We start from the raw sequence: 13,327 nt of genomic DNA, 5'->3' as shown, positions 1-13,327 counted from the left end.
TAATGCTATTATTCCATAAAGGGCATAAGTCGCCTGATTATTACCTTAGTTCAGTAATAATCAGGCGACTTATGCCCTGTTATATTCTACATAAAAAATATCAATACCCCTGATTCTGTATCAGGTTGCCATTTTTCTGTATCTCAGTTCTTGGTATCGGAAACAGTGTTCTGTTAATATTATTGGTAGCTGTATGTGATAACCATGATTTTTTGGTAAATGCACCAAATCTGATCATATCTGTACGTCTGTGTCCTTCCTGGTCAAACTCCCATCCTAACTCATCTAAGAATCTGCCATATTGAATATCAGCCCCACCTTCAGTAGTATGCTGATTGTTTACCGCGTCCTGAAGGCCATATGCATATGAACTGCCTAACTGTAACTCCGCTCCTGTAACAACCGCTTTAGCCGGATCTGATGCAAAGTTCCGCAGCCTTACCTGGGTAACAATTGTCGCAGCCGCATCTGCCTGCCCGTTACGCAACAGCGATTCAGCCTTCATCATCAATACATCTGCATAGCGGAAAATAGGGAAGTCATTACTTAACCTGTTGGTAGCGCCCATTTTTATTTCAAATTTATTCAGTCGAAAACCATGCACAGATTCTCCTTTTTCCAATCCGGGTAACTCATTGACAAAAGCCAGTGGCTGACCGGTAAAATCTCCCTGGGCTACGTATAACATCTGACCTGCTGAAGTATATTGCTGACCTTTTATCCAGTTATTCTGGTACCGCGCATCACTCACATCATATGTGTTTATAAATTGAGGAATGGCACATATGCCTCCCCAGGGAGTATTTTTAAGATTGTATGTTGCCTGGTTTTCCTGCTGCAAGGTTTGCATATGAAGATCAAATGCATTCCAGTTATTTGTATAATCTTCATCCATAGGTAATGCAAAAATGATCTCCTTTGAATTCTGATTTTCCGTTACAAATACATTTTTCTGAGCTGGTTCTAATATATACCCTGCATTTGAATTGATAACAGAATCACAGGCCGCGATACATTCGGTCCATTTCGTTGTTCCTGTATAAACCCCGGCATTCAGATACATCTTGGCAAGTAATGTAAAAGCCGCCCATTTATTAAATTTCCCGTAAGTCTCATTATTATTTTCAGCGCTTAATAAAGGGATATTATCTGTAAGCTCTTTAACAATAAAAGTGTAGACTTCCAGGCGGGTACTTTGTTCAGGTAAAAACCCTGATGGCAGATCAAACTTTGTTACAATGGGAACATTACCGTAAAAGTCGCACAGAATTGCATAGTAGGAAGCCCGCAGAACTTTCAGTTCGGCAAGGGTCGCCTCTTTCCCTTCTGTAATTGGAATAAGTCCGGATTCTATCTGGTAAATGATCCTGTTACAGTTTGTGATACCTGCATATGTTCTGCTCCATGTTTGATTCACCACATCATCATCGGTAGTCCAGGTATGTTTGTGTAAGCGTTGATACACACCATCATCAAACCAGCCCCAGGGGCGTTTAGGTATTACCAGTTGATCCCCTGTAACTTCCTGTGCCCGCCATAAACCATTCCAGTCCAGCAATACGAAGCGCCACTGAGAATATCCCGCTCCTACCAATGCCGCCAGATCTGATTTGGTAGGATTAAATTCGGTAGATATAATAGAGGTATATGGTGTATTTTTTAATTTGGTACAGGCGGATATAGTGATTACAGCAACTAATGCTGCAATGAATAAATGAATTTTTGCAAGCTTTTTCATCTTTTGATTTTTCAATTGTTAGAAATTGACATTCACTCCCAAAGTAAACGAACGGGTCGTAGGATACTTATCACGATCATCCATACCCGGATTTAAACCAAGCCTGTTTACTTCCGGATCTAATCCCTTGTATTTGGTAATGATAAACGTATTTAAAGTGGATGCATAGATGCGTGCTCCCTTTATATAATTACTTCTTATCTTATTGAAAGTATAACCTAACGTGATGTTATCTATCTTCCAGAAGTTCCCGTTTTCAACATAGTAACTGTTAAACTCCAAAGCATTTACTTTCAGCGCTGTTTTACCAAAAACAGGATCGTAAGCAGATTTCAGAATATTATAATTCTGAATGGCGGGGTTTTCCATATACATCCTTTGAGAGTTGATGATCTGATAATCAAAAGCACCTCTCATCGTAACACTTAAATCGAATTTCTTGTAAGAGAAATTATTATTCCAGCCTGCATAATATTTAGGCAGACCATTACCAATCACTTTTTTGTCTTCAAAGCTATGTGCGAAATTATCGTAATTAACAGGTTTGCCATCTCTGCCTTCATAGATCCACTTACCATTAGCATCAATGTCAATTACCTTATATCCATAGAAATCGCCAATACCCTTACCAACGGTTACAATATTGGTAAAAGTCTGAATGGGGATACCTGCAGCTCCGGTAGTGAAATATGGAGTAGTTGTCTGGTATAATTCGTTTGATAAACTGATTAATTTGTTTGAGTTGGTAGAGAAGTTAACACTGGTTGTCCATGTAAAATCCTTTGATTTTACCGGTACGAAATTCAACATGATCTCTAAGCCTTTGTTTTCCATCTTACCCACATTGGCTGTTGTGCTGGGGTATAAATTCGGAGGACTTGGTACTGCATAGTTATAAAGCAGTCCTGTGATCCGGCGATTGTAAACATCCACACTACCGCTTATTCTTCCTTTTAACATACTAAAGTCAAGACCAATATTTGCTTCTGCTTTTTCTTCCCATCTGATATATGGATTCGCATTAGTAGCAGGCACCAGGATTCTTGTCCATTTACCATTAGAATACACATAATCACCATAGGTTATCAACGGCTGACTAAGAAATCCCGCAGATGGAGGATTTCCTGTTATACCATACCCTGCACGCAGTTTTATATCATCAAACAATTTCTGATCTTTCATGAAGTTCTCATTGGAAATTCTCCAACCTCCTGAAACAGCCCAGAAATTACCCCAGGGATTCAAGGCTCCATACAACTGACTGGCACCTTCCCTTCTTAAACTTGCCAACAACAGATATCTGTCTTTATAGCTATAGTTTAGTCTTCCAAAAAAGCTGATCAGGTTTGTCTCTGTTTTATAACTGCTCATAGTGGCCAGTTTATTCTTTATCCCTTCACCTAATCCCAGGTTATTATAACTAAAGAGATCAGTAGGGAAATCCTGGTTGTCCGCATACATGCCGGAAGACACATTTTCCTGGTAAGCATAACCACCCAGAATTACAAAGTGGTGGTCTTTTATGGATTTGGAATACTCTGCAGTCCATTCTGTCAGCCGGTCAATAGACAAGCTGGAACTTACAGATGCAAAGCCATTTAAACCGCTTTTAATGTTAGAAATATGTTTTTTGCTTTCTGAGTATCCATTGTTTCCATTAAACCTTGAGTAGGAAAAAAGGGCAGACAATCTTAGATTACTAACAGGTTTGTAACTAATAGTAGCATTCATACGGGAGTTTACATTTTTAGACTCTCCATCGCTTTCATACAACAATCCCATAGGATTTTCGTAATCAAAATTGCCTGTTTGTTCATAGAAATTACCGGCAGAATCACGTACCGGTTCTGTTGGATTACGTATGATTGTTTGTCTGTAGATCCAGCCATTAAAGCTGTTATCGCCATTATTATTCCTTGTATAGTTATTGGTCTGATTCAATATTCCGATATTAAGCTTTAGCTTATTATCCCACATACTATGGTTCACATCTATCCTTCCGGTAAATGTATTGTTATCGCTCTTTCTGAAAATACCCTGCATTGCACGGTAATTACCGGAAGCCAGGTAGTTTGTTGTGCTGTTACCACCTCTTATAGTGAGGTTGTGCACGTGCGTTAACGGAGTACGGGTTGTTTCTTTCAGCCAGTCGGTATTACTTCCCGCATCCCATGAGGCCAGTCTGGTTCCAGCTTTGATCTGGTCGCGGTAATCCTGCGCAGTAAGCATATCCAGTTTTTTCGCAATCACCTGGGTAGTAGCGTAAACGCTGTAATCAACGCTGTTGGTGATCATTCCACTTGCTCTCTTGGTGGTGATGATGATTACACCATTAGAACCTCTTACACCGTAAATAGCGGCAGATGAACCATCCTTTAACACATCTACTGATTCTATATCTTCAGGAGATACTGTTTTGAGGTCGCCCGGAATCCCGTCAATGATTACTAAAGGATTAGTGTTAGCGCCATATAAAGTGGTGTTCCCACGAAGTAATATTTGCGATCCACCGGTGGGGTTACCACTGGTATTTGAAATAGTTAAACCGGCCACTTTACCTTGTAATAACTGGCCTGCATCCACTACCGGTCCTTTAACAAAATTCTCCGACTTTACGGAAGCAACAGCACTGGTTACATCAGCTCTTTTCTGTGTTCCATAACCGATTACCACCGCTTCGCGGAGATTTTCTATTGTTACTTTCATCACAACATCCAGGGATGAATTGCCTGCTGCAGGCACCTCTTTATCCTGAAATCCTATATAAGAAAATATAAGGACTACATTTCCGTCATTCACAGTAAGTGCATATTGTCCGGAAATATCCGTAGAGGTACCGGTATGTCCTCCTTTTACTTTAACACTTACACCAATTAAGGGTGTCCCGTTTTCATCCGTTACTTTACCCTTTATGGTAATTTGCTCAAAGAATTCTTTGGGAGTATTGGCGTTTTGAGAAGGAGCTTTTGCTTTCTTTTCAACGATAATGATCAGATTATCTTTTTCCAGGTAATCAAGATTGGTATCTTTCAGGATTTTATCTAAAATAACAGTAACTGGTTCCTTATTAGCTGAAACAGATACATTTTTGTAATTAGATACCAATTTGTCATTGAAGACAAATCCTAAGCCGCTCTTTTTTTGCATCGCAGTTAAAACATCCTGTAATGTTCTGCTTTCAAACTGCATGTCAATCTTTATCTCTTTCGCAGTTTGTCCTGCTGAAGGACCAGCAAACAATATTTGCGTCCCTAATGTGATAATTAAGAATACTTTACAACTAATACTAATCGTTTTCTGGAAGGCATAGAGATTATACCAAATGAATTTTTTCATAACATTTGCGTGGTTTGGTTAGATAAATAAATGGCTGTTTTTCTTCTAAAACTGGTGGATCAGATCATATAAAATGCTTTGTATCAGAATCGAACAATATTATCTTTAACTGAATAGGTGATCCCATTTGCTTTAGCAATAGCAAAAAGAATTTTTTCAAGTGAATCAGTTGAATTAAAATTTGCAGTGAACCGAATTTCCTTAGTTGTTTCTTTTTTAAATTCTATCTTAACATTATAGCTGTTTTGTAAAATCAGCGCAACATTCATCAGTGTCTCATTTCTGAATATAAATTTCCCCTGCACCCAGCCTATACTTTCATTTGCATTGATGTGCTTCTTCGACTGATAACCCGTAGCTGTATTTACGATGGCCTGCTCATCTGGTAACAGTAAAACAGGCTTGTGTTCCCCTGTTTCTTTTACGGCTACCTTACCACGTAATACTGTCACTTTCACCTCTTTTAATTCCTGGTATGCCTGCACATTAAACGCTGTTCCCAATACCTGTGTCTGCGTTCCCGGTGTTTCTACCACGAAAGGTTTTTCGTCATTATGTTTTATATCAAAAAAAGCTTCTCCATCCAATAATGTTACACTCCTTGTTTCGCTGTTGAATTTTTCCGGGTACCGGATTCGTGAGCCGGCATTTAGCATAACAGTAGAACCATCGCTTAAAGTCAGTTTCATTTTCTGCCCTTTTGGGACTGTAGTGATTACATACTTAACAGCATCTATCTGAGTCCTTTTATAAACAAAGAATACTGCAACAGAAGAAATCAGGAATACAGCAGCAGCAACCCTTAGCATAACAGAAAGCCTGATAAATCTTCCCTGCCTGATCTGCCTGTCTATTTTCCCCTTTAATCTATGCATGACAGCCTCTGTGTCAATTGTTTTCTCATCAAATTCTCCATGTATGGAAAGCTCGTCAAACATTGACTCCAGGTACTGTTTTTCATCAGGCGTACATTCCCCTTTAAAATAAAGGTCCAGCAGATTTTTAATATCTTTTTCTTCCATTAGAAGCGACTTGTAATAATGAAGTGTATAAAAAGGTCAGGTGGTAGTAGGCGGAGAAAAAAAAATATCAAAATAATTGAATGAGAAAAAACAGAGGGAGTAATACTTTCCCGTTCAGCTTTAGGTGCAGGTACTTTAAAGCATTGCTAATCTGCTTCTTAACCGTTTTATCAGAGATATTAAGTTTATGAGCTATTTCCTTATAGGAGAGTTCCTCTTTTCTGCTTAAGATAAAAACTTCCCGCATTTTTACAGGTAGGTTATCAATTTCCTTATTTAACAGCCTTGACAACTCATTTGCAGCGAGTTGCATTTCAGGCAAATGATCTTCCTCATGAAAGAGGAAATTCCATGATTTTCTGAACTCATTCTTTTTAATTTCATTACGAATATACCTGAAGCCACCATATCTCACACATGAAAAAAGATAGGCAGAGAGAGACTCAATACCATCCAGATCACTACGGCGCTTCCATAATGAAACAAATACCTCCTGAAGAATATCCTCAGCCTCTTCTGCGTTCTTAATTGTTTTTACAAGATAAAAGTACAGGCGCTCCCAATACCTCATATAGATAACATCAAATGCATCCCTGTTATCCTCTTTAAGTAAACTTAAAAGGATATCGTCTGCATATTTTTGAAGATGCGTATCATTCATATGTGGAAATTGACTTACTCTTTTTTTGATTTTATCCTGATGACAGATAACGAGTGAGGTGCCATATTGTATGTGAATTGTTTTTCGGGCTTAAAAGCTGTTGTTACCGGAACTACATTTTCTTTTGCTTCATTCTGGCCGTTCAAAAAAGTAAGTGTGGCATTGCTATTTAAAGGGCGGAAGCCGGAAAGATTGGCTTTAGCCAGCACCGGGGTCTCCCCCGCATTTACCAGTTTAAGGATCAGATCCCCTGTTTTGCTATCTTTCACACAAGATGCCGCTACATTAGTCCCTTTGAACGAAACAATATCCGGGTAATAAATGTCACCCTGATTGTTTGAGAACAATTGCTGTACATAATAATTGGGAGTGAGAGTAATCCCAGTGCCTGTAAAATAAATAAGATTGGGATTCCAGGATGTATGCCCGATCCTTGCTAAAAGAGGCGCATAAGAGGCCATATTAACCACATCTCCGTTACGCTCAAGCGAAGTCATATAAACGGCTTCAGCAAGCGCATTGAATAGAGTATTGCCCCATGAGGCATACTCCCCCAGGTATACTTTTGTTTTTTTGCGGTCATAATTATCATAACGGCCTGTATTCGCCAGGAACCATTCTGGTTTTTCATAATAATGCTCATCTACCATCTGCAACATATTCTCATTGGCAAACTTCCATCCCAGTTCGTAGTCTTCACCGGCCGGACTAGGCCCTACTGTTCCTATAACAGTGATTTCAGGATGTTTACTTTTCACCACGTCATAAATCAGCTTGAAACGCTCCCTGAATTCCGGTGTTTGTTTGTCTTCATTACCGATGCCCAGGAACTCCAGGTGAAAGGAAGCAGGATGACCTGCAGCCGCTCTTTTTGCCCCCCAGGTAGAGGTTACAGGGCCATTGGCGTATTCAATAAGGTCCAGCACTTCAGTGATATAATCAGGCATTTCATCCAGCGGTAATCCCCGCTGTCCTGTTCCCCCTATTTTCCAGGTACCTCCGGAATTCTGGCAACTTACCGCAGCCGGTACAACGGGCAAAGGTTTAGCACCTATGTCTTCGCAAAACTGGAAGTATTCGAAATATCCAAGGCCCACAGACTGATGATAATTCCAGATATTCCGTTGCTCTTTACGCTCTTCTACCGGTCCGATGGTGTTTTTCCAGCGATACATATTCTCTAATCCATCGCCGTGAACAAGACAGCCACCAGGGAAGCGCATGAATGCAGGTTTCAGGTCTGCAATTGCCTGACCAAGATCAGATCGCATACCATTTGCCCTTCCATGAAAAGTTTTGTCCGGGATCAGTGAAACCATGTCTATTGCCAGGGTACCTTTATTTTTAGCAACAATGGCTAAAACAGCGCTGTCATCATTATGTGTGGCTTCAATTACAGCGGAGTACTTATTCCATTTTTGCGTATTTGCAGTAATAGCGACTTCCCCATACACATCCCCCTTTTTACTTCGCAACTGTATGGATAATGGTATGGGTTGTTCCGAAACCAGGCGGGTAAAAACTGAGAAATTATACTTTTCACCAGCTCTGATCACGATTCCGTCAAAACCGTAATTGATTAAGCCCACTCCCTCCTGCCCTGCATCGTCTACCTTCAGTACAATATAATGAGGATTGTTTGGATGGATTGGCTCCCTGGTTTCCACAGAAACGGTTCCGTATCCATAGCCTTTTGTAAGATATTCCCATGCGGTAAATGGCTGCCAGTCTTTCCGGTCGTCCGGAGCATACTCAAAAGATCTGTTTTGAATCAATTCAGCATAAAGTCCTCCATCTGCTGCATAACTGAGGTCTTCAAAGAAGATCCCAAACAAATTCGGAGAGATCTGTTTTCTTTTCACCGTGTTTTGACCATAGATGCTGCCAGCCGATAATAAACAGAGCAGTATGGTAATTCTGTAAAATGAATTATACCATACATATTTAATAAAGCCCATTTTATAATAGGTTTAAATAAAGTTTCGATTCTGAAATTGGATTGATCATTTCATAACCTGGAATACGTTTTCTATATCTTATATTGTCTACGTGGGATATTCTCAGCAAGTAAATTAATGATTTTTTATTATTAATCGTCAATTTGACATCTATTTTAATAATAAATGTTAATTTGACGCTTAATTTAGCAATCCACGTACTGAAAAAGCTAGTCATGATACATGTAAAAAGTTCATTATTGTTTTCCGGGCTGCTGCTGTTTACAGCAAGCGCATGGTCACAACAATACCAGCAGACAAACGGAGGTATAAGAGCCACCATCCACTCCGTAAACATTGAAGTCCGGTTTTTTAATGCAGATATTGTACGGGTATTAAAATACCCCGTAGGTGTTACAGATGAGAAGAAAAGTTTATCAGTGATAAAGACTCCTGTAAGCACTCCGCTAACTGTACATCAGAACGGCAATATACTATCTGTAAGCAGCGCTTCCCTGCAAACCAGGATCAACCTTCAAACAGGGCAGATCAGTTTCTACAATAACGCCGCAGTAGCTTTACTGGAAGAAAACAGCCTTCAGTTCACACCCGCAAAAGACGGAGCAGACAGTACCTATAGTGTAAACCAGTCCTTCCTGTTAAAAGAAGAGGAGGCTATTTATGGCCTGGGGCAACATCAGAAAGGACTGATGGACCAGCGTAACCAAAAACTGGAACTGAAGCAGGGAAACATGCAGATAGCGGTGCCTTTCTTTCAATCTGTGAAAGGATATGGACTGTTCTGGGATAATTATTCAACCACTATTTTCAATGATACCCTGAACATTGCTTCCTTTGAATCTATAATTGGTAACTGCGCCGATTATTACTTTATTAATGGCGGCAATGCAGATAAGGTGATAGCTCAGATGCGCTGGCTTACCGGTGAGGCGCCTATGTATGCCAGGTGGTTGTTTGGATACACCCAAAGCAGGGAACGTTACAAGAGCCAATATGAGCTGATGGACGTAGTGAAAAAATACCGGGCGTTAAAAGTACCGCTGGATGGAATTGTACAGGACTGGCAATATTGGGGCGTACATGATAACGAATGGAATGCCATGGAGTTTGGTAATCCTGCATTTCCAGATCCCAAAGCCATGATCGACAGTGTACACCAGGCCAATGCACATATTGTTATTTCAATATGGCCTTCTTTCGGGAACAAAACAAAGATCTACCAGGAATTAAAAGAACAGCACATGTTATATGACTTTACTACCTGGCCACCGGTGCAGGAAGTACAGGTATATGACGCATTTAATCCTACAGCACGGGATCTTTACTGGAAATATCTGAATAAAAACATCTTCTCCCTCGGCATGGATGGCTGGTGGATGGATGCCACCGAGCCCGACCAGATCGTACCTAAACCAGGTGATGATGAGAACCTTACCTACCTGGGTACCTTCAGAAAAGTGCGTAATGCTTTTCCATTGATGACCACTGGTGGCGTATATGAACATCAACGCCGGATAAATACTGATAAGCGCGTATTTATCCTTACCCGCTCAGCATTTGCGGGTCAGCAGCGGAATGCTGCCACTAACTGGTCGGGGGATATTGTATCCGGTTGGGATGTTTTCAATAAGCAGATTTCCGGTGGACTTAATCTTTCTTTAAGTGGTATTCCATATTGGAATACTGATATTGGCGGATTTTTCTCATGGCGTAATTATCCTAAAGGGGTTAAGGACGCTGCTTTCCAGGAATTATATGTACGCTGGTTACAATTTGCTGCATTTACACCTATGTTCCGGTCTCATGGTACTGATACACCCAGGGAGATCTACCAGTTTGGAGAAAAAGGTTACTGGGCTTATGATGCGATAGTGAAATTCATTCAGCTTCGTTACCGTTTGCTGCCATATAATTATTCCAATGCCTGGGAAGTGACTTCAAAATCAGGTACCCTTATGCGTGCATTGGTGATGGATTTCGCAGCGGATAAAAAAGCAAGGGAGATCAACAACGAATACCTCTTCGGTAAAAATATTTTAGTAGCTCCTGTTACTGACTCTCTTTATACCGGCAGAATTAATGGAGAGACTGTTACCGATTTCAGCAAAACAAAAACACATACCGTTTATTTGCCTGAAGGTAGTGATTGGTTTGATTTCTGGACAGGTGAAAAAACAAGAGGAGGACAGGATATTGAAAAAGAAGTGCCGGTGGATATTATGCCTTTATACGTGAAAGCCGGTTCTATTTTACCAATGGGGCCGTTTCAGCAATATACAGGTGAAAAAGATGCCAGCAACCTGGAGTTAAGAGTATATGAAGGAGCCAATGGCACTTTCACTCTGTATGAAGATGAAAACGATAATTATAATTATGAGCGGAATATTTATTCGACCATTACGATGAAGTGGAACGATAAAACAAAAACACTCACCATAGAAGATCGTAAAGGTAGTTATCCGGGGATGCTTCTACACAGAACCTTTAATATTATCCTGGTAAAGAAAAACCATGGTACTGGAATTGAGACTGTCGAAAAAGCGGATAAGGTGATTAAATATGCTGGTAAAAAAACAGCTATACAATTTTAAATAGAGAATTTTTTTATGATGGTGCTAAGCACCATCATAAAAAAAATTGAAGTGGTTTTGCAGGGCTTCGCCCTGCACCCAAAAATCAAACTATTGACGGACTTTATTGATTGCCTTCACTCCTTCATGAGTTGGCTTTACCTGCTTTATAGTTCCATCATTATTAAACTCCAGTTTATCGATACAAACTTCACGGTTATATCCCGCTGCTCTTCCCATGGTAATTCCTTCAGGATATTTGAAACGATGATATACTATATACCATTCGTCTGTACCAGGAATCTGAATAACAGCATGATGACCGGTGCCATAAATACCGACCGCTGCATCCTTTGCAATGACCAGGTTATGTTCCGGAATATTTATGTGTCCCTGTGGAGAATCAGACATTCCATAATGCACCTGGTAATCTTCGCTACGGGTATCATTCTCCGACCACATAAAATAATAAATGCCATTTCTGTAAGTCACATAAGAACCTTCATTGTAACTGGCAGCAGGTGTTAATATTTTAGTCGTTCCAGCTTTCAGAGAAACCATATCATCATTCAGTTCCGCAGAAGCCATATACCCATTTCCCCAATACAGATAACTCTTTCCTGTTTTAGGATCGGTAAAAACATCAGGATCTATTTGCTGTCCTCCGCTAACTCCTTCGGGATATTTATCAATTAAAGGCTTACCCGAATCCAGAAACGGACCGGTAGGATCATCCGCTACCGCTACACCAATTTTCTGTGCTGCAGTGAAGTAGTAAAAATACTTGTATTTCCCATCGATCTTTTTCTCGATAATACATGGAGCCCAGGCATTCTTTTTTGCCCAGCTTACATCTTTACCTAAGTCCAGTATCACACCTTCATCTTTCCAGTTAGTTAAATCCTTGGAAGAAAAAGTTTTAAAATAAGTACCCGACCAATTATCAAAACCATCACTGGTTGGATATATATAGAACTTGCCTGTTTTTTCAGCATATAAAATATCCGGATCGGCATAATACCCTTTCAAAACCGGGTTATGCGTTTCTTTTTCATCAGATGAGGGCCATTTGTTTGTCAGTACCTGTGCTTCTTTCGCGGTGATTGAAATAACAGTTCCATGACGGGGATGAAAGTTCATGGAGATCTCGTTATCTATTGCTTTGAAATTTTCCAGGTCTTTACTTTCAGTAAACTGGTATTTCCCTTTTTTGAAAAGATCATACATCAAAATCCAGGTATCGGAATTGTTTAACTTAAATACGCCTGAACCTTCTACTTCTTCCTCTGTCTGTTCCAAACGTTTATCTGATAACACATACCCTTCTGTCAGTTTATCAGAAATGGCTTCTTTAATACCTGGTGTTTTACCTGTAGCTTTCATGAATAAATGATACTTACCATCTTTAAAAATGATATCTGCATCAAGACAAGTGCTGCTGTCAGGGCTGAAAAAAAGCTGTTTGGGAGTAGTCTCCAATCCTGTAAAATCCGGATTAGCATAGGCATAATATATTTTGATAGGGCCCTTACCAAAACTCATAGACCAATAGATCATGTACTTCTTCTTTTGACTATCAAATATGGTTTGCGGTGCCCAAACCTTACTTACATCTGATAATGCGGGAAATCTCTTCGCTATGTTTACGATATGACTGCTCCAGTTAACCAGGTCCTTTGATTTCAATAATACCATGGCCTGATTGGGGCCCCAGCCATCTTTTACCACATGCAGATCAGTAGCCACCATATAGAACGTTTTTCCATCTGTGCTACGCAGTATATGCGGATCTCTTACGCCCCCTGTAGAACTTATCTGGGCCGAATTAATGACAGGCATATTGTTATTGAGCGCTTTGTAGTTATAGCCATCATTACTGATTGCAAAACGAATAGATTCCGCATCATTTCCGGCACCTGTAAAGTAGGCAAATAAATAAGCGCTATAATGCTTTGTTGAGGCCTGTTGAGCCATTGCCGGCACCAACATTCCCAGGGCCAGGCATACACAAATCCATTTGATAGGTATTCTCATCATATGTT

At 40.1% G+C, this 13,327-nt stretch carries 7 protein-coding genes; 1 reads left to right on the top strand and 6 read right to left on the bottom strand.

The annotated features are described in order from the left end of the window. Positions 1-100 precede the first annotated feature (100 nt). From BMW86_RS21700 to BMW86_RS21680, 5 genes are all read right to left on the bottom strand, one after another. Positions 101-1,738, bottom strand: coding sequence for a RagB/SusD family nutrient uptake outer membrane protein (locus tag BMW86_RS21700; protein WP_089784044.1), 1,638 nt, complete (start codon positions 1,736-1,738; stop codon positions 101-103). 18 nt (positions 1,739-1,756) lie between these two features. Continuing rightward, the gene (locus BMW86_RS21695; protein ID WP_089784043.1) at positions 1,757-5,074 is read right to left on the bottom strand and encodes a SusC/RagA family TonB-linked outer membrane protein; all 3,318 of its coding nucleotides are present in this window, start codon (positions 5,072-5,074) and stop codon (positions 1,757-1,759) included. Between the two features lie 83 nt (positions 5,075-5,157). Continuing rightward, entirely contained in the window at positions 5,158-6,096 is a 939-nt protein-coding gene (locus tag BMW86_RS21690) for a FecR family protein (RefSeq protein WP_089784042.1), read from the bottom strand. Between the two features lie 67 nt (positions 6,097-6,163). Then, the gene (locus BMW86_RS21685; RefSeq protein ID WP_089784041.1) at positions 6,164-6,757 is read right to left on the bottom strand and encodes an RNA polymerase sigma-70 factor; all 594 of its coding nucleotides are present in this window, start codon (positions 6,755-6,757) and stop codon (positions 6,164-6,166) included. 14 nt (positions 6,758-6,771) lie between these two features. After that, positions 6,772-8,715 carry an alpha-L-arabinofuranosidase C-terminal domain-containing protein gene (locus BMW86_RS21680; protein ID WP_089784040.1) on the bottom strand — a complete coding sequence of 648 codons (1,944 nt, stop codon included), beginning with the start codon at positions 8,713-8,715 and terminating at the stop codon, positions 6,772-6,774. A gap of 215 nt (positions 8,716-8,930) precedes the next feature. Here BMW86_RS21680 and BMW86_RS21670 point away from each other — a divergent pair, with 215 nt between their 5' ends. Then, on the top strand, positions 8,931-11,306 hold the full coding sequence (locus BMW86_RS21670) for a glycoside hydrolase family 31 protein (RefSeq protein WP_089784038.1): 2,376 nt from the start codon (positions 8,931-8,933) through the stop codon (positions 11,304-11,306). Positions 11,307-11,396: 90 nt separating this feature from the next. Here the strand turns inward: BMW86_RS21670 and BMW86_RS21665 are convergent, their stop codons facing one another. Further along, positions 11,397-13,322 carry a glycoside hydrolase family 43 protein gene (locus BMW86_RS21665; RefSeq protein ID WP_255372975.1) on the bottom strand — a complete coding sequence of 642 codons (1,926 nt, stop codon included), beginning with the start codon at positions 13,320-13,322 and terminating at the stop codon, positions 11,397-11,399. Between the last annotated feature and the right edge of the window lie 5 nt (positions 13,323-13,327).

It is taken from the genome of Chitinophaga sp. YR573 (assembly GCF_900110995.1).
Classification (GTDB): domain Bacteria; phylum Bacteroidota; class Bacteroidia; order Chitinophagales; family Chitinophagaceae; genus Chitinophaga.
Note: the sequence above shows the minus strand (reverse complement) of the source record. Positions and strands in the feature narration are given on the sequence as shown.